General features: G+C 49.4%; 18 protein-coding genes. 5 read left to right on the top strand and 13 right to left on the bottom strand.

Annotation, left to right across the window (positions count from 1 at the left end; all coding sequences use genetic code 11):
- Positions 1-75: 75 nt before the first annotated feature.
- The 8 genes from rpiB to rpmE all read right to left on the bottom strand — a co-directional run bounded on the left by rpiB (position 76) and on the right by rpmE (position 5950).
- Positions 76-522, bottom strand: coding sequence for a ribose 5-phosphate isomerase B (gene rpiB / locus B8987_RS10695; protein WP_084661518.1), 447 nt, complete (start codon positions 520-522; stop codon positions 76-78).
- Positions 523-526: 4 nt separating this feature from the next.
- Positions 527-1006 carry an arsenate reductase/protein-tyrosine-phosphatase family protein gene (locus tag B8987_RS10690; RefSeq protein ID WP_084661517.1) on the bottom strand — a complete coding sequence of 160 codons (480 nt, stop codon included), beginning with the start codon at positions 1004-1006 and terminating at the stop codon, positions 527-529.
- Positions 1006-2004 (bottom strand): L-threonylcarbamoyladenylate synthase, encoded by a 999-nt coding sequence (locus B8987_RS10685; RefSeq protein ID WP_084661516.1) that lies wholly within the window; start codon positions 2002-2004, stop codon positions 1006-1008. Before B8987_RS10685 ends, B8987_RS10690 begins: the two co-directional genes overlap by 1 nt.
- 49 nt (positions 2005-2053) lie before the next feature.
- Positions 2054-3307, bottom strand: a complete 1254-nt coding sequence (locus B8987_RS10680) for an ArsB/NhaD family transporter (RefSeq protein WP_242940662.1) — start codon at positions 3305-3307, stop codon at positions 2054-2056.
- A gap of 46 nt (positions 3308-3353) precedes the next feature.
- Positions 3354-3680, bottom strand: a complete 327-nt coding sequence (locus B8987_RS10675) for a rhodanese-like domain-containing protein (RefSeq protein WP_020376134.1) — start codon at positions 3678-3680, stop codon at positions 3354-3356.
- A 50-nt stretch (positions 3681-3730) separates the two neighbouring features.
- On the bottom strand, positions 3731-4591 hold the full coding sequence (gene prmC / locus B8987_RS10670) for a peptide chain release factor N(5)-glutamine methyltransferase (RefSeq protein WP_084661514.1): 861 nt from the start codon (positions 4589-4591) through the stop codon (positions 3731-3733).
- Positions 4588-5661 (bottom strand): peptide chain release factor 1, encoded by a 1074-nt coding sequence (gene prfA / locus B8987_RS10665; RefSeq protein ID WP_084661513.1) that lies wholly within the window; start codon positions 5659-5661, stop codon positions 4588-4590. The genes prmC and prfA overlap by 4 nt, the downstream gene beginning before the upstream one ends.
- Before the next feature lie 88 nt (positions 5662-5749).
- Positions 5750-5950, bottom strand: a complete 201-nt coding sequence (rpmE, locus tag B8987_RS10660; protein ID WP_028962076.1) for a 50S ribosomal protein L31 — start codon at positions 5948-5950, stop codon at positions 5750-5752.
- Positions 5951-6120: 170 nt separating this feature from the next.
- Here rpmE and B8987_RS10655 point away from each other — a divergent pair, with 170 nt between their 5' ends.
- From B8987_RS10655 to B8987_RS10635, 5 genes are all read left to right on the top strand, one after another.
- A complete protein-coding gene (locus tag B8987_RS10655) occupies positions 6121-7914 on the top strand; it encodes a peptidoglycan-binding protein (RefSeq protein ID WP_084661512.1) in 1794 nt (597 codons plus the stop codon).
- 618 nt (positions 7915-8532) lie between these two features.
- Positions 8533-8931 (top strand): DsrE family protein, encoded by a 399-nt coding sequence (locus B8987_RS10650; RefSeq protein ID WP_084661511.1) that lies wholly within the window; start codon positions 8533-8535, stop codon positions 8929-8931.
- A gap of 38 nt (positions 8932-8969) precedes the next feature.
- Positions 8970-9203: a sulfurtransferase TusA family protein gene (locus tag B8987_RS10645; RefSeq protein ID WP_020376129.1), complete on the top strand. Its 234-nt coding sequence runs from the start codon at positions 8970-8972 to the stop codon at positions 9201-9203.
- Positions 9204-9315: 112 nt separating this feature from the next.
- On the top strand, positions 9316-10455 hold the full coding sequence (locus tag B8987_RS10640) for an NAD(P)/FAD-dependent oxidoreductase (protein ID WP_084661510.1): 1140 nt from the start codon (positions 9316-9318) through the stop codon (positions 10453-10455).
- 30 nt (positions 10456-10485) lie between these two features.
- Positions 10486-11496, top strand: coding sequence for a DUF1641 domain-containing protein (locus B8987_RS10635; RefSeq protein WP_084661509.1), 1011 nt, complete (start codon positions 10486-10488; stop codon positions 11494-11496).
- Between the two features lie 53 nt (positions 11497-11549).
- Here the strand turns inward: B8987_RS10635 and B8987_RS10630 are convergent, their stop codons facing one another.
- The 5 genes from B8987_RS10630 to B8987_RS10610 all read right to left on the bottom strand — a co-directional run bounded on the left by B8987_RS10630 (position 11550) and on the right by B8987_RS10610 (position 17660).
- On the bottom strand, positions 11550-13001 hold the full coding sequence (locus B8987_RS10630) for a sensor histidine kinase (protein ID WP_084661508.1): 1452 nt from the start codon (positions 12999-13001) through the stop codon (positions 11550-11552).
- On the bottom strand, positions 13001-13723 hold the full coding sequence (locus tag B8987_RS10625) for a response regulator transcription factor (protein WP_084661507.1): 723 nt from the start codon (positions 13721-13723) through the stop codon (positions 13001-13003). The genes B8987_RS10630 and B8987_RS10625 overlap by 1 nt, the downstream gene beginning before the upstream one ends.
- A complete protein-coding gene (gene rho / locus B8987_RS10620) occupies positions 13724-16024 on the bottom strand; it encodes a transcription termination factor Rho (protein ID WP_084661506.1) in 2301 nt (766 codons plus the stop codon).
- Positions 16025-16059: 35 nt separating this feature from the next.
- Positions 16060-17016: a class II fructose-bisphosphatase gene (glpX, locus tag B8987_RS10615; protein WP_076006120.1), complete on the bottom strand. Its 957-nt coding sequence runs from the start codon at positions 17014-17016 to the stop codon at positions 16060-16062.
- A 290-nt stretch (positions 17017-17306) separates the two neighbouring features.
- Entirely contained in the window at positions 17307-17660 is a 354-nt protein-coding gene (locus tag B8987_RS10610) for a response regulator (protein ID WP_084661505.1), read from the bottom strand.
- Positions 17661-17762: the final 102 nt, after the last annotated feature.

Below are 17762 nucleotides of genomic sequence, written 5' to 3'. Positions count from 1 at the left end.
TCTTTGTTAAATATATCAAATTCACAAAAGGTTGCCGCCTGAGTGTTGCACGACAACCTTTTGTTAGAAAATTCCTTAAATACTCCGCCGCTCAATTTGCTCGATTTTCTCTAGGCGCCTGGCATGACGTCCCCCTTCATACGGCGTATCGAGCCAAACCGATAAAATCTCTTCAGCCAATTCGGGCGCGACAAACCGAGCTCCCATGGTCAAAACATTGGCATCGTTATGCTGACGAGCCAAGCGGGCCGATACCACATCATGCGCTAATGATGCCCGAACCCCTTGCGTTTTGTTGGCCACAATGCACATGCCTTGTCCACTGCCGCAAATCAGTAGCCCGCGTTCGGCATCGCCATTGGCTACAGCTAGAGCCACCTTGTTCGCATAATCGGGATAATCGACAGATTCAGGACCAAACGTCCCGAAATCTTCCACATCCCATCCCTTATCGATCAAGTAATTCACAAGCGTTTCTTTTAAAGGCCATCCCGCATGATCTGCACCCACGGCGATTCGCATGTATTTATTCCTCCCTGTCTTCTGGCTTTGCCGATGATGTTTCATCGACAAGGCGCGTTTTTAACTCTGATAGTAAGCGATAGAGCCGCCATGCCAGCGAATCATAAGACACCTGGTTCGTGCCAATGGGATCAGCGATGTCTTCCTCTTCCCCTAAAAACTGTGGCAAAACAAAAATTTTGTCTTCCCATTCGGGTCGCATATGTTTTAACTGCTCAGCTTGTGAGCCTGTCATGGTAAAAATCCAGTCAAACTCTCCCCTCACGTCGCGGAGATCTTGGGACCTATGATGTTGTAAGTCCCCTCCATAGGGTTTCACCGCTTCTATGGCATATTCCTGAGCCGCTTGCCCAGGCCATGCCGCGAGCCCGGCCGAGTCGACCACACACTGATCATGACATAAGGCTTTCCATAATGCTTCAGCCATCGGACTTCGGCACGTATTCCCCGTACAAACAAACAGGATTCTGGGAATATCAGCCATTACTCTTTCACCTGCCTTGAGGCAGCTTTACCGAGACGATTGGCGATGGCAAGTCCTACCCCGCTATCATCTTCAGGCCATATCACCACAATCGCCCCAGGTTTCTTGTTATCAAGTTCTCGAAACCCAGTAAATAACTCATGAGCCACCTCGTCTACCCCTTCTCCCAAAACTCGGAAGAATGACACCGGGTAGTCTTGCCATTTTTGAGGAGCTAAGAGCGCGACCGGGTCAAATTCCTGTTTGAGGTGTGATAATGTCTCCTCAATACGACGATCCTCTCTCATATTAATCCAAATTACCGGAGCTTGGGGCGCATAATGACGGTATTTCATGCCCGGTGCCTTATGCGGTGTATGAGCCCCGGGCAATAACACTCTTTGCCCTAATACCGATTCTAACGTCTCAAGCCCAATAAATCCCGGGCGCAATAAGACCGGTTCAGGCAATGAACAATCGACAATCGTCGATTCCAAGCCAACAAAACTTTCTCCCCCATCGATAATAAAAGGAACCCGTCCCTGTAAATCGTGAAAAACATCTAATGCTCGCGTGGGGCTGGGGCGTCCCGATCGGTTCGCACTCGGTGCTGCAATGGGACGGCCTAGCCCTTCAATCAATTTCCGGGCAATGGGATGACTTGGGGCTCTCACGGCCACCGTTGGCATTCCTCCTCGCACCGAGAGGGGGATCTTATCATTGGATGCGACCACCACGGTTAAAGGTCCTGGCCAAAACTTTTCGACGAGAATACGGGCTGTTGACGGAACACGACCGCCCGTAACCGCTTCTAATCCATCTTGATCTAAAACATGAACGATAAGAGGATTGTCAGCCGGGCGCCCTTTCGCTTGAAATATTTTTTGGCAGGCTTGTTCATTGGTCGCATCAGCCCCAAGACCATAAACGGTTTCGGTGGGAAAAGCCACCACCTCGCCCTGCTTTAAAGCCGCAATCGCTTGATCCAATTGGTCTGCCGTTAACATGACGGTCTGCATAATCTGCCCCTTTCTTGCAAGCCCAATACCCTCTAGTCCGAATTCTGACCTAAGCCACCACGGCAATATAAAGCGTTCCCAAAATTAAGGTCACGGCAAAGACTTGTAGTCCAAAAGGCAAATACCTTCGAAAATTTAACGAGTAGCCTCGTTCCTGTGCCAACCCTTGGGCCACAACATTCGCAGACGCTCCAATAATGGTCGCATTGCCGCCAATCGCCGCTCCCATGGCTAAAGCCACCCATAATTCCATGCCATACCCAGGATAGAGGTGCAATAAATTTCGAATTAAAGGAATCATGGCCGCGACCAAGGGCACGTTATCCACCAGTGCCGACAATATAGCACTCCCCAATAAAATAATAAGGGCAAGCCCATTTCCTAATTGCTGACTTGCTAAAAACCGTGCAATATGACTAATGACTCCACCATGTTCTAAGGCACCTACCAACACAAATATGCCCACAAAAAAGCCGAGAGTTCCCCAATCCACCATGGTCCAAAATCGACCGACCCTGGGTCCCGATACGATAAGACCTAGTGTAGCGCCGCCGATGGCTATTTGGCCTGAACTCACATGGAGTAAACGTTGAAGTACAAAGGCGATAAGGACTAGCCCTAAAACCCCCAACAGCGGCATTAACCGGTGTGCTAAAGGAAATTCGCCGGGTACTTGGTAGGGATCCACCACCACGCCCTGAGGGTTTTTTTCCCATTTGAAACGCCAAGGCAAAGTGACAGCGACCCCAATCAGTAAAATCAAGGCGGGTAAGCCTAACATGGCAATAAAGGCATTAAACGATAAATTAGCTGCGGTACCAATGAGAATATTCGGCGGATCCCCAATGAGGGTCCCGAGTCCGCCCAAATTGGACGCAGCCACCATGGCCATCAAAAAGGGAACCGGATCCAAATCCATCCCTTCGGCGGCGCGAAACAAAGCCGGCGACAATAACAGAATCGTTGTCACGTTATCCAAAAACGCCGAAATCACCGCAGTGAGAATAAAAAAGACCCATAAAAGCCGCCGCGGTTCCCCCTGGGCAATCTGGCGCGCCTTTAACCCAAAGCGAAAAAATAATCCGGCTTGCCCTAAAAGGCCTACCAAGACCATCATGCCCAAAAGCAAACTAATGGTATTGATATCGATAGAGGACAATGCTTCGCGAATAGTAATGACATGCAATAAGACTAAAAGGACCGCAACCCCCAAAGCCGCCCAGGCCCGGTGAAACCAGTCGCCAATCAAGAACACATATAATAGCGCGAGGGCCCCCAGAGAAATTTGCGCTTCCGTCATCATTTTTGCCCCCTTTTCCCTGGGCGGATTCTGGGAGCGCTCTTCATCGTTAGAAAGACTCTTGCGGATGCTCCTTTAAATACGTCTCCCAGGCTTCCATGCCTCCGACCAATTTGTAAACTTTACGGTACCCTTGTTCTTCGAGCACCTCGGCAGCATATTCGCTGCCCCCTTTGCCCAGCTGGCAATATACGACCAGTTCGGCGTCCGGATCCCAGTCCCAGGGTTGATCTTCTAAATCCGTAACGGGAACATGCTGAGCACCGGGAATCGCACCAATTTGCCCTAAACGGACATCAATAACAATTATGGGATGATCGGGATCAACATGCCTTAGGCGATGCGCCAATTCTTCCGCTGTGATTTCTTGGGCCATGGATATCCTCCTATTCTCCTTATTTAACGGTATTTACCCTCTGTGACGGCTCATGCCTCAAAGCCCGGTTCCCATTTCTTAGCCGCGACAACCCTATCAATCCCCGCCAAATCCTGGGTTCTGGGCAAAACACGAAGTCCTTGCGCTTGGAACATTTTTTCCACGGCATCTGCCTGTCCCTGACCTATTTCTAAGTATACACATCCTGAAGACGCGAGTTTTGCGGGCAATTGCTCAATGAGACGGCGAATTATGCTAAGACCTTGATCACTGGCGTACAGTGCTAAGTCCGGCTCATAAGATAATTCCGGCATAAGATGTTGAGCCTGGGTGTCTGCCACGTAAGGCAAATTTGCCACCACAATATCGATAGGGCCCTTTAACGCGGATAATAAATCACTGTGGACAAAACGAATCTCCCCGTGGGAGAGGATTTTCTTGGCGTTTTCTTTGGCCACATGCAAAGCCTCTTGGCTCACGTCTGTGGCAATAATCTGCCATAAAGGTGATCCAAAATGGGCTAAGCTTACGGCAATTGCCCCACTTCCGGTGCCGACATCAACAATAGTTAAGGATTCATGAGAGGCATCTCGCAAAACCCGTTCGACAAGATGTTCGGTTTCCGGCCGGGGAATAAGGACCCGGGGATCAACGTGAAACGTGAGCCCCATAAATTCCCGTGTTCCCGTAATATAGTGAAAGGGCACGCGCTTTACCCGACGACTCACGGCGGCATGATATTTTTGCAAAAGACTTTGAGTAATTTGTCCCCGCCCTAGTAGCCACTCGGTCATAGTGGTTCCCGAAACCTGATACCATAGTTGCTCCGCTTCGGCATAAGGTTCGTCAATCCCCGCCTTTTGCAGTTCACGAGCGGCTTCTCTTACTAGGACTTTCCAATCGTCTTTCATGATTCGTGCTGTAACCGTTCTTCTTGTTCTTGAGCTTGTAAAGCTGAAATAATTTCTTCGATGTCGCCATCTAAAACCTCTTCAAGCTGGTGCAAGGTAATTCCTACGCGGTGATCGGTCACGCGACCTTGAGGAAAATTATAGGTGCGAATCCGTTCAGAGCGATCGCCAGTCCCTACTTGCTGACGTCTCTCATCCGCGATTTCTTTAGCTTGTGTCGAATCATAGAGGTTCTTCAGACGGGCCCGCAAAACCTTCATCGCCTTATCCCGGTTTTTCAATTGCGATTTTTCGTCTTGGCAAGAGACAACGATACCGGTGGGAATATGAGTAATCCGCACCGCCGACTCGGTCTTGTTCACATGCTGTCCACCCGCTCCACTTGAACGCATTGTATCGATACGCAAATCATCGGGATCAATGTTCACTTCGACTTCCTCAACTTCTGGCAAAACAGCAACCGTCACCGTTGAGGTATGAATGCGTCCACCGGCTTCGGTGACCGGAACGCGTTGAACACGGTGCACACCGCGTTCAAATTTAAGATGGCTATAGGCTCCAGTTCCTTCAATCATAAAGATAATTTCTTTATAGCCACCGATATCTGTCTCATTGACCGACAATAATTCGGTTTTCCATCCATGACGCTCCGCATACCGGACATAAAGGCGAAATAAATCCGCGGCAAATAACGCCGCTTCTTCGCCTCCCGCGCCGGCCCGGATTTCCATAATGACATTTTTGGAATCGTTGGGATCAGAAGGTGTTAAGAGGCGCTGAATCTCTTGTTCGACGCGATCCAATTGTTGGCGGGTCTTATCCATTTCCTGTTCCAACCAACCCCGTTCATCGGTTTCTTCACGCGCCATTTCCTTCAGAGTTTCCAGCTCCTCGCTTAGCGATAAATAAGACGCGTAATGATTGACGACATCCTCCCATTCCGCTAATTCCTGAGCATACTTCCGTAACAGCTCGGGATTCGACGCGACTTGAGGATCTGACAAAACTTCTTGGACTTCATGATAATGCGCCTTGGCTGCCTCTAATCGCGCCCGCGTCGTATCATCCATCCTTCCACCTTCTTTCTATAAATCTATCCCAATGTCTTGGGTTGCTTATCACGCACAAAAAAACAGAGCCACCGGCTCTGTTCGGGGATTATTTCATACCATAACGCTTCTTGAAGCGCTCGACACGTCCGCCGGTGTCGACAATTCGCTGCTTCCCGGTATATAGAGGGTGGCACTGTCCACAAATTTCAATACGTAAGTTCGTTTTCGTTGATCCGACATGATAAACGGCCCCACAAGCACAAGTCACTGTGGTTCGCTGATACGCCGGGTGAATTCCATCCTTCATGCTCTCACCTTCTTCCCGGACCACTCCAAATGCACGGGATATTCTAACAAAATTCGCGAATAAAGACAAGATGACAACTCGTTCATGATTTCTGGATGATTTTATCACATTTTCCCTCATTCACCATATTATTCCACCGAAGGCTAAAAAAGCCGAAGGAGGAATAGCTTATGGGAAATTTTGCGGGTCAGTTGCCGCGTGTACCCTTTGGTTCTCGTGTACTACGGCTAAAAAGACCCCTCTTGACAGGAACCGATGTCAAAGTGTTTCAGCGCCTTTATAATACCTTGTTAGAGCTGATGAACCCTCCCAATGGGCCCATGGGTTCCCCAATTCCCATCACAGGAGTTTTTGACCGCGAAAGTCAAAAGGCAGCAGCGAATATACAAAGTTATTTTGGAATTTGTGTCGACGGCATTGTGGGACCACAAACTTACCGAGTCATGGGTCAAGACAATCGTGCGTATGGCGGCCCCGCCTTTGGCTCGCGCAGTCTTGCAGCCCCGATCACAGGAGGCGACGTCATCGTTCTTCAAAATCGCCTCAATTGTCTTCGCTATGCTACCATTCTCAACCAAGCCGCGACAGGCGATTTTGATACGCCGACCTCCAAAGCGGTGCTGGCGTTTCAAGGAGACAATATTGTCTATCGGCACTGGGATATTGCGTTTGATGGCAATGTCGGACCCGATACGTTTGATATCTTGTGGATTACGGCTATCACCGGAGGCAGAACATTACACGAAGGCATCAACGGATTTGACACCGCCGGACTGCAAGTGATCTTGCAAAATCTTGGATTTTATTCTGGACGCATCGATGGCTATTTTGGATCCGTCACCCGTCATGCCGTTAAACACTTCCAAGAGGCATTTGGCATTACCGCCGATGGCATTTGCGGCCCTCAAACCTTTTACGCGCTAGGACGTTCTAATCCGGTATTTTGGTATTCCGCTGACGCTTTTCCCCGGGGACGAATCGGAAGTCTCTCCCATATTCAGGTCATTTCATCGACCATTGATCCCGTCAATGGTGATCAAAATCCTTATGGCGTGTTATTGGCCCCCAATACCTTTGATGATACCAACACGATACTGAAACACGGCGACCTCTTGGTATCCAATATCAACAACGCCAACGGCGTGATGGGGCTTGGAAGCACCTTGGAACGGATTGTTAATGGCCGTCCAGAACGTTTTTTTGCGGGTGCCATGGCCCCCATTGCGATCTCGACCTCCAATCTCGGCGCTACGTGGATTGCTGACTACGGCTTTGCCACCGATGGCAGTCAAGGCCTGGTACAGGTCATTTCTCCCAATGGAACCCTATTTTCAGGCGGAGATATTCATCGTGATCTTTTTGATGGTCCGTGGGGCATGCAATTTAACTTTGGCGAATTTTATGGGCTCCCGGTTGCATTCTTTTCCACCAACGTCCTGTCCGGTACTATCGACCGATTCACCGAGTTCCACCCGCCTGACTTCAACGAGGATTCCGTCACCCTCCAAATTGGGTCAGGTTTTGCCCATGTTGGGACCAATATCAATACCGTATTTGGCCCTCAAGGCATGATTTGGCTTCCCATGGGCGATGCCCTGTATATTGCCGACGGCGCCGACAACAGTATTTCCGTATTGGCTCCCGTGAGCACAGCGCAAACGGATCTCGGTTCAGGACTGAAAATTTATCAAGGGCCGCCCTTAAATAAGCCTGCAGGACTCGGGTTTAATCCCGAAAATGGAAACCTAATCGCCGTGAACCAAGGCGATAACCGAGCCATTGAAATCAATCCCCGCACCGGGCAACTCGTTTCGGCACGACTACTCGATAAAACACCAGTCAACCCTGTCACCGGAGCAGGATCCGCACTCTTTGGCGTGTATGTAGCCTTAGACAATAACGGGGAACTGCTCGTTTATTTCACCAACGATAATACCAATACGGTCAATGTCTTAACCCGTTAAGGGATCAACGTCAACGACAACCGGATTTTGTCCCGTCCTGACTTATCACATGATGGCGTAGGGGAGTTATTCAAAACTGGCATATGACGCCGGTGACTGTCACCCCTCGCCATCTCTCGTGATTGCGGCTGAATAAAAGACCGTTTTTTAAACGACCTCGGCGGAAATAGATCGTCTCATACCATTTAGATTAGAAGAAAACGAGCTCATCATAATGATGATATAGATACCGAGCAAAGCGAAAAAATAGGTGAAGGCTTTTTGGATAGTTTAAGGAATATAAGATCTTACGGATGGATATTTATAGTTATCTTGAGTCATCTATTCATGGAACCATTTCATAACCTATGCAATACGCATCCTTCCAGAGAACGATTTTTTCTTCCCATTTATATATTTTGTGCACAATTTTACTAATTTCGTCCACCGATCCCTACTCGCTATATGCTCGTTAAATAATACTTGACTATTCATGTAAAGTTATCATCCATACAAAATAAATTTAGACAAAGTTATTATTAACCGGTAAAATCGCGATATTCATCGTTTAAATTAGAGGAGATGGCATGATACAATATAACCTGTAGGAATTGACTATACAGGAAGGAGGAATTAGGCATGGCTGATCCGCAAGCCATAAATATCATGTTACTGTCTGGCGATTATGCCAAATTACAAGCAGCCGCTATGTTAACAGCTGTTGCCGCGAGTTACGGCAAACCCGTAAAAATCTTCGTGAGCATGGAAGCACTGCCCGCTTTTCACAAGGATCCCGCAATCGCTTCTCAAATTACTAAGGGCCCTGTGGCTCGAACTATTATTGAGACCGGCGGAGATTCCTTCATTGATTTATTTCGACAAGCTAAAGATTTCGGTGAGGTCATTCTTTATGCCTGTGGTCTAGTAATGGATGTCTATCACTGGAAATTGGACGACCTCGTCGATATTTTTGATGAAACCCTTGGTGTCGCCGGATTTCTTGCTAAGGTCGAAGGCGAAGCGACTTATACCTTTTAGACATTATCAACACAGCACAAAAAAGGTGGGAGCACATAATGGCTGATGAAGTAAAGATTGTTGATGCTCGCGGTTCTTTCTGTCCCGGTCCCTTAATGGAACTGATTAAGGGCATCCGCCAAGAACCGGTCGGAACGATATTTGAAGTTTGGTCCTCAGATGCCGGTTCCGCCAAGGATATTCCAGACTGGGTAGGGCGCGCCGGACATGAAGTCGTGAAAAATATTGAAGATGGCGGCATTTATAAAGTGCAAGTCAAGAAACTACGTTAAGTGTCCATGATCCAACGCATTGTTCCAATTCGATAAAGTGAGAGAGCTCGCTTGTCCCGCAAACCGTTTTTGGGCGAATTATTACAAATCTTCGGAATAAGGGGAGAAAACAATGCAGAAAGTCGTTATTTTAGGCGGTGGCGTTGGTGGCACGATCGTGGCTAACCAGGTTGCCAGACAAATGGGTTCCGAATTGAAGCATGGTGATGTGGAAATTACGGTGATTTCCGAATCTGCAGAGCACGTCTATCAACCCATGTTTTTATATATGGCGTTTGACCAAGTTGTTCCCTCAGAAGCCAAGAAACCCGAACGCGAGATTTTGGATCGGCATGTTAAACTGGTTCATGGCTCCGCCGATCGCATCGATCGCGATGGCAAAGCCGTCATTATGGCTGATGGCAGTAAGATCCCGTATGACTATCTAGTCATTGCCACAGGTAGCCGTCCTGCCCCAGAACAAATTGCTGGACTTCCCGAAGGCGGACATATTTTTTACACGGAAGAAGGCGCACTGAAACTCCGTCAAGCGTTGCACGACTTCAACGGTGGTCGCATTGTTGTAACCGTTGGCGTGCCGCACAAATGCCCCGTGGCTCCCTTAGAGTTCACGTTCATGGTGCAAGAATGGGCCAAAGCCAAAGGCATCGGCGACAAGACCGAAGTCGTTTATACCTATCCCATTGGCCGGTTGCACTCATTAGAACCGGTGGCGAAATGGGCAGCCCCAGTATTTGAGGAACGGCATATTGAATCCCATGTGTTTTTTAACCCCGAAAAAGTCGATCCTAAAAACAAAACGATTACCAGCATCGAAGGCGAAACCCTCGATTATGATCTTCTCGTTGCGATTCCGCCGCACACCGGGCAAGACGTTATTGGACGGTCCGAAATCGGCGATGCCGGCAAGTGGATTCCCACTAACCGCCACACCTTACGCATGGAAGGCGCAGACGACATCTTTGTTTTAGGAGATGCGACCAATCTGCCCATTAGTAAAGCGGGATCCACCGCGCACTTTGAAGCAGACGTTGTAGCTGCCAACCTAGTTAATCTTCTTCGCGGAGGACTGGGATCCATCCGCTATGATGGTAAGGTCTTCTGCTTCATTGAAACCGGTCTAAAATCCGCCACATACATTACCTTTGATTACAACAATCCGCCTAACCCGCCGGAGCCGACAGAAATGATTCACATGTACAAACTCGCTTATAACCGGATGTACTGGTTAACTCCCGCGGGTCTTCTGTAACGTCACAGTGGCAATATAAGGAGGCCAGCTATGGCAACCATACAGGTTTCGAATGAAACGCTCGGAGAATGGACAGCCTTACTGACTGCCTTAAGAGATAGTGCCACGCCGGCCATGGCCGAGCGCATCGGCAATATGCTGAACTCTTTAGGCCAGTTAACGCAACGGGCGGCTGAGCCAGGGGCACTGGACGCGTTAGATACCGTCATCGAAAGGCACGACACAATCAAAACCTCTCTAGACCAGTTAGCCCAGTGGCAACAAGATGGCACGTGGAAGGCGCTCACCGAATTTACGGCCCTTTTAACTGCCGTGAAAAATTCGGCTACCCCCGCTATGGCCGAACGTCTAGGTACCTTACTCGCAAATTCTGGGGATCTGGCTACCCTATTGACGGATCCCGATGCCAAAGCACTCGTAACCGAAACATTTGACCACAGTGCTGCGTTAACCGACATGCTAGCACAGCTGGGTCAATGGCACCAAGACGGGACCTGGAAGGCGCTGACCGAATTTACAGCCCTCTTAACCGCCGTGAAAAATTCGGCTACCCCCGCCATGGCGGAGAGGGTTGGCACGTTAATGTCCCAATTCGGCACATTAGCCGCTAAGGCCACGGACTCCGACGCGCTTCATGCGATTGACCATCTCTTAGATAACCAACACGTCTTATTAACCATGATGGATCAACTTATCGTGTGGCAGAAAAACGGAACGTGGAACGCATTGGTGGAGTTAACGTCGACCGCTAAGGCCATCAAAGATTCGTTAAACCCGGTGATGATTGAGCGTCTCGCCACCGTAGCCCAACAAGCCGGGAACGCTTTGAATCAAGCCTTAACATCGGGCCTTTTAGACCTCGGGCTGGACCTTTTTGCGCAATTGACGGACGCATTTGCCGAGGCTCAAACCGATTCGCGTAAGGTCACGCTGGGAAGTATGTTACGCATGCTCAAAGAACCCGAGATTCAAGTCAGTTTGAAGACGCTTTTTGGCTTGCTCCGGAGGTTGCCGACTGTTCTTGAATCAACGACGTCGTAAATTCTAAGATTGCCATGATCAAAGGCCCTCCTTAACGGGGGGCCTTTGATTCTTTATGCTCTTTCAGGGAGCACGGGTAACGTCATGATAATGAGTGCTCCTCCCTCGGCATCGTTTAGGGCTCGAACCCGGCCCCCATGTTGTTGCATAACTTCGTAAACGATCGACAAACCAAGCCCACTCGATCCCCGCCGGGCCTTATCGCCCGTAACAAAACGCTCGAAAACATGGTCTAACATCTCTTCTGGAATCCCGGGACCCTGATCTTTGACCGAAACATGAATCGTCTGCTCCTCCTGGTCTCGCACCGTGTCGATAATAATCGGCGTGTCAGCTGGTCCCCATTTCGCCGCATTATCAATGACATTGATTAAGGCTTCCACCAGGTAATCCTCAACCGCCAAAATGACGGCATCATCACGTCGGCGCCAAATCAAAGGATGATGGGTTTCTTGAGCCAACGGGGTTACACGTTCTAACGTTGTTTCAATCCAGGTGGACACGTGCACAGGACTTTTATTGCCAATTCCACTTTGGATGCGAGTCGCGGCTAGAAGCCGGTCCACGAGGCGTTTTAACCGAAGCGTTTCTTCCCATGCCACTTCGACAGCCCGGTCTAGACCCGGTCCCTCTACCATATGGTCGCGAATTGCTTCGAGAAATCCGCGAATGGACGTCAAGGGCGTCCGCAAATCGTGGGCGACATGCGCTAATAGCGTATCACGCACTTCAGCTTCTTTGCGCAGTTGCATCATTTGCAGGTGGATCCGGTCGCTCATCCGGTTGAATTCTTGAGCGAGATCACGCACTTCCTGGGGACCCTCAATCTTAGCATGCATCTCTTCTTGGTCATTTCCCCGGCCCATTTGGGATACGGTTTGCCGTAGAGCAATTAAGGGACTCGTGAGCCGTTTCGAGAAGCCATAAGCTAAAATTCCAGCCATGACAATCGAGGCGAGTTCTCCCACCAGCAATAATCCGGTTAATGACGCCGCCGTCTTATTGGAATTACTGAGGGGCGCTTCAAGGAATACGCCCCCCACCACTTGTCCATGCACAATCACCGGGATACCCGCTGTGGCTTCTGGCCGACGATTGCCACCCTCTAAAATCCCCTGGAACTCTTGACCATTAATCAGCACATGAGCCAACACATTTTGCGACCACGGAGCTTGAGGCAATTGATTATTGCCCGTTTCCAACAAGATCTGTCCTGTGTTATCCAAAACATAAACCCGGTCATTTAATGTCCCTTGGACGACATGAATTAAATAAGCGGCTTCCGGTCCATATAACGTGCCCGAAAAATAGCCTTGCATCACGCGGGATAAGGTTTGACCTTGCTGCGCCAGGCTTTTTATTTGAGACCCCACCAAATAATTACGAAACGTAATATTGGAAATCCCCAAGGCAATAGCGAGGACCATAATCGTGACCGCCACATGACTAAAGATGAGGCGAGATGATAAGCTCTTTTGCGTCCGGGACCACAGTCGTCTAAACACTACTGTTCACGCGGCTGGGGTTTAAACCGGTATCCTTGACCCCAAACGGTTTCTACATATTGATAAGGAGACGGGGTTTTCAATAATTTCTGCCGAAGGCGCGTGATATGCACATCAACTGTTCGGCCGTCTCCCTCAAAATCAAATCCCCAGACACGATCGAGTAATTGGTCCCGGCTGAAAACTTGTTGGGGATGACTCGCGAGAAACCACAATAAATCAAATTCTCTCGGGGTCAATGTGAGTTCTTCACCTCCCGCGGTCGCCAAACGCTGAGATGCATCAAGCATAAGCCCCGGAAAACGAATGACATCCATCTCTTCGGGGGCTATAGGACTTTGAGCCCGGCGCAGTACGGCTTTAACGCGGGCCACCAATTCCTTAGGACTAAAGGGCTTAATTAGATAATCATCGGCTCCTTGCTCCAGTCCTGCAATGCGATCTTCTTCGTCGCCGACAGCGGTCAACATCACCACAGGGAGCCAAACTTGCCGAGACCGGATGGTTTTTAATACCTCAAATCCATCAATACCCGGTAACATAATATCCAGAACGACTAAATCGACGTCTTGCTGTTCGAGTTTTTGAAGAGCGCTTGGCCCATCTTGCGCTTCTGTCACCTCAAATCCCGCACTTTGAAGGTAGAGGCGGCATAACTCGCGAATGTGATCCTCATCATCGACCAGCAAAATTACCGATTTATGTTCGGCTCCCGTGTCCACTTAATTCGATCCTCCTTGAGTGGCCGCAAACATGCGGAAAAATTCCGCATTCGATTTGGTTCTTCGCAAATTTTGCAATAACAGTTCGGTCGCTTCAATATCCTTAAGATTATGCGTCGCCTTACGCAATAACCACACCACATCAAGTTCTTCAGGCGTTAACAACAAGTCTTCACGCCGGGTACCAGAGCGTTTGATGTCAACAGCAGGGAACGTGCGTCTTTCAGCCAATTTGCGATCGAGATGCAGTTCCATATTGCCGGTGCCCTTGAATTCTTCATAAATCACATCGTCCATGCGGGAACCGGTATCGACTAATGCCGTGGCCAAGATTGTCAAGCTGCCGCCTTCTTCGACCTTTCTTGCCGCGCCAAAGAACCGTTTGGGTTTGTGCAATGCCGCGGGGTCCATGCCTCCTGACAACGTACGACCCGAAGCGGGAATGGTGAGGTTATACGCCCGCGCTAACCGGGTAATGGAATCCAAGAAGATGACGACATCTTGTCCCATCTCCACTAACCGTTTTGCTCGTTCCAATACCATCTCTGCCACGCGAATATGATCTTCTGGCGGTTCGTCAAAGGTTGAGCTAGCGACTTCGGCCTTTACCGAGCGCTGCATATCGGTCACTTCTTCCGGCCTTTCATCGATCAACAACACCATAAGATGCGTATCGGGATGGTTCGTGGCAATGGCATTGGCTAATTTTTTCAATAATACCGTTTTACCGGCCTTAGGCGGTGCCACAATCAAACCACGTTGTCCTTTACCGATTGGTGCCACAATATCCACTAAACGGCATGCTAAGTCATCCCGCTGGGTTTCTAAATGAAAACGAGGCTGCGGAAAAATCGGGGTCAACCCATCGAAATCCGGCCGTTCCGAAGCCTTTTCCGGAGACATCCCGTTGACGGCTTCCACGCGCAAAAGGGCAAAGTAACGCTCGCCATCTTTGGGCGGACGGGCTTGACCTGACACTTTATCTCCCGATCGAAGATCAAAACGGCGAATCTGAGACGCGGACACATACACATCTTCGCGAGACCGCTGAAAGTCGGTTGGCCGCAAAAAGCCGTAATCACCCACGATATCCAAGAGACCCTCAGCAAAAATGAAGCCGTCTTTGTGGGTTCGGGCCCGAAGAATTTCCCAAATCAGCTCGCCCTTGCGATAAGAGCGGAAATTCTCGACGTTGAGAGACCGAGCCAGTTTATAGAGGTCTAATAAAGTCATGGCATCAAGTTGAGCCATAGAAAGTTGATTTTCCCTCGTCGGACGCGGCAAATCGCGACGCGACGACGGTTGTCCGCCCGGAACATTACGCGGTCGTGTTTCCCGGGACGTCTGGACGGCTTTGCCATTGGGTGCCGCTGCTCCATTCGCTGTTGTCGGTGGTTGTGGTACCGTCTCTGGGGCCTTAGTCGCTTCTTCAGTCACTTCAGTCAATGGGAGTTTCTCACTCACAATAACTGGAGGGGGCGTTACAGCGGGCACATTACTTGCGGAACTTTGATCAGGGGATACCTCCGCGATATCCTGTTTCTCAGCCTCTTGAGCTTCAATCGCTGGTTTTTTCTCTTCGACTACCTGCTCAGATACCTGCTCAGAGGGGCTAGCCACTGCTGGAGCAGACGCCGGAGCCTCATTGGCTACTTCTCCCAGAGGTTCTTCAGGTGCCAGCGTGCCCTGCTTTAACGTATTTTCCTTAACTTGGTCACCTTCGACCGTTTCCACGGATTCCGGCTGGCTACCATCACGATTGTCTGGGGTTTCAGCAGAAGGAACCATAGTCGGCTCGATAGCCTTGTCCGCTTCGGTAGTTGCGCTTTCTACCGCATCAGTTTCGGCTTGCGTAGTCGTTGTTTTCTTACGTGTACGCTTTTTGGGTTTTACCTCTTCTTCTTCCTGACTCGTGACAGAGGTGTTTTGATCGGAGGCAGATTCGGCGGCTTTCGCCTTAGATGTCGAACGCTTGGAACGCGATTTCGTTCCCTTTGCTGCTTCTGCCTCAGTCTTTGTCGTAGACTCTGCCGTCTGAGCCGCCGAAATGGGCACGGATGAAGACTCAGGCTCTGGTACAGAACTAGACGCCTCCGTCTTTTTCTTGCGCGATTTCTTGGGTGCTTTTGCTTTTTCTGTGGTTATCTCTTGTGCCTCATCCGCGACAACACTCGGGGTCCCGGATTCAGCCGTTGTCGTGGTGCTTTCTTGAGCCACCGCGGCCTTTTTTGTACGTGAACTACGCCGCTTTGGCTTGCTCTGTTCTGTGACCATGCCTTCTTGAGTTCCTTCACCGACCATGAATCAGTCTGTCCTCCTCATTATTAAAGAATGGCTTATTTGGAAGCCATTCGGTCCATTCGATGTTGAGTCGTAATGTAGCGCACTGTTCCTGTCTTCAGACGCATCACGACGGAATAGGTCGTTGCATAGCGTTTTCCATACTGCACGCCCTTTAATAAATCTCCGTCAGTTATCCCTGTGGCTACATAAAAAGCGTCATCACCTCGGACAAGATCATCCAAGGTTAAAACATGCTGGGCATCTGTCACACCCATTTGATGCAAGCGTTTGAGCTGCGCATCATCCTCAGGGATTAAACGCCCTTGCATTGTCCCTCCAAGACACTTCACCGCCGCCGCGGCAATCACGCCTTCAGGCGCTCCTCCGCTGCCCACAAGCATATCAACGCCCGAGTGCGGGAGACAGGCGGCTATGGCCGGGGAGACATCCCCATCGGAAATTAATTTGACGCGAGCACCGGCTTCTCGTATCCGGCGAATTTTTTCTTGGTGGCGTTCGCGATCCAAGAGAACCACGGTCAAGTCCCGCACATCACGACCGGATGCTTTTGCGAGCTCACGCAAATTTTCTTCAATCGGCGCATCCAAGTGTACAACGCCAACCCCATCAGGTCCAGCTACGATTTTTTCCATATACATATCCGGGGCATGAAGCAGATGACCTTTCTTAGCCACCGCCATGACAGCAATAGCCCCCGGGATACCTTTAGCAACAAGATTGGTGCCTTCCAAGGGATCGACCGCAATGTCGACTTCTTCCCCATCACCGGCCCCCACTTGTTCTCCGATATATAACATGGGAGCTTCGTCCATTTCGCCTTCGCCGATGACCACCGTCCCCCGAATATGAACCGTGTCCAAGACAGAACGCATGGCATCAACAGCTAATTGATCAGCTCCGTTTTTATCCCCGCGTCCGATTAAGTGACCGGACGCAAGAGCTGCGGCTTCAGTCACTCGCACAAATTCTAGCGCCAGTTCGCGCTCCATTGTATGCCTCCATTATCCATAGATTTCTACGAAAACCAATTGGGAACATTCGAAGAATCACGTATTTATCTCGCGAAGAGAGTTAGATTTATGTTTGGCGGTCCGGAAATTGGTAGTTTGGGTGCAAACTTCCGGAAAAGGAATTCCTGAAGTCATCAGTAATATTGTAACCACTATTTCAGAAATTAGCCACCAAAAATTTTTTTGGATGCGGTCGTATCCTACCACAAAAACCGTTCAATTGGCAAGGTTTGGCTTACAATATTATGAATTTTTTATGATTACTATGATTAGACGGAAGAAGCAACGTCTGCCACCATTTGCCGAAATGTCGTGAGACGAAAAGGTTTACCCAACCAGCGAGCAGAGGGTGGCAATTGTTCTTCGATATCCCAGTTGCCGGACATCACAATGATTTGCACGTGCTGGTAATGAGCCTTGATATGTTCTAGAACAATCGATGCGGGTAAGTCCGGTAAGGTCCAATCTAAAATCACCACATCGGGGGCACTCATCGGCTGGTATGGAAAAGTTAGAACTTCCTGACCGCAAGAAAATGAATAGAGATGCCACATCATGTCTTCGAGTGACGACATTAACAATTCCAGTAAAGCCTTATTGTCGTCAATGATCCAGATATTCACCTAGCATTCACCTACCACCATCGAAATATTTCAAGACTTCGTCTTCGAGTACAGAAATTCCTGCCGAAAACGTCAACTCATCCAGATTTTGTAACGGTTTTG

Origin of the sequence: Sulfobacillus thermosulfidooxidans DSM 9293 (genome assembly GCF_900176145.1) — a bacterium.
Taxonomy (GTDB): Bacteria; Bacillota; Sulfobacillia; order Sulfobacillales; family Sulfobacillaceae; genus Sulfobacillus; species Sulfobacillus thermosulfidooxidans.
Note: the sequence above shows the minus strand (reverse complement) of the source record. Positions and strands in the feature narration are given on the sequence as shown.

Bases quoted from the DNA above. Each gene is read 5' to 3' on its own strand.
- rpiB (WP_084661518.1), bottom strand. From the start codon at position 522: ATGCGAATCGCCGTGGGTGCAGATCATGCGGGATGGCCTTTAAAAGAA.
- B8987_RS10690 (WP_084661517.1), bottom strand. From the start codon at position 1,006: ATGGCTGATATTCCCAGAATCCTGTTTGTTTGTACGGGGAATACGTGC.
- B8987_RS10685 (WP_084661516.1), bottom strand. From the start codon at position 2,004: ATGCAGACCGTCATGTTAACGGCAGACCAATTGGATCAAGCGATTGCG.
- B8987_RS10680 (WP_242940662.1), bottom strand. From the start codon at position 3,307: ATGATGACGGAAGCGCAAATTTCTCTGGGGGCCCTCGCGCTATTATAT.
- B8987_RS10675 (WP_020376134.1), bottom strand. From the start codon at position 3,680: ATGGCCCAAGAAATCACAGCGGAAGAATTGGCGCATCGCCTAAGGCAT.
- prmC (WP_084661514.1), bottom strand. From the start codon at position 4,591: ATGAAAGACGATTGGAAAGTCCTAGTAAGAGAAGCCGCTCGTGAACTG.
- prfA (WP_084661513.1), bottom strand. From the start codon at position 5,661: ATGGATGATACGACGCGGGCGCGATTAGAGGCAGCCAAGGCGCATTAT.
- rpmE (WP_028962076.1), bottom strand. From the start codon at position 5,950: ATGAAGGATGGAATTCACCCGGCGTATCAGCGAACCACAGTGACTTGT.
- B8987_RS10655 (WP_084661512.1), top strand. From the start codon at position 6,121: ATGGGAAATTTTGCGGGTCAGTTGCCGCGTGTACCCTTTGGTTCTCGT.
- B8987_RS10650 (WP_084661511.1), top strand. From the start codon at position 8,533: ATGGCTGATCCGCAAGCCATAAATATCATGTTACTGTCTGGCGATTAT.
- B8987_RS10645 (WP_020376129.1), top strand. From the start codon at position 8,970: ATGGCTGATGAAGTAAAGATTGTTGATGCTCGCGGTTCTTTCTGTCCC.
- B8987_RS10640 (WP_084661510.1), top strand. From the start codon at position 9,316: ATGCAGAAAGTCGTTATTTTAGGCGGTGGCGTTGGTGGCACGATCGTG.
- B8987_RS10635 (WP_084661509.1), top strand. From the start codon at position 10,486: ATGGCAACCATACAGGTTTCGAATGAAACGCTCGGAGAATGGACAGCC.
- rho (WP_084661506.1), bottom strand. From the start codon at position 16,024: ATGGTCGGTGAAGGAACTCAAGAAGGCATGGTCACAGAACAGAGCAAG.
- glpX (WP_076006120.1), bottom strand. From the start codon at position 17,016: ATGGAGCGCGAACTGGCGCTAGAATTTGTGCGAGTGACTGAAGCCGCA.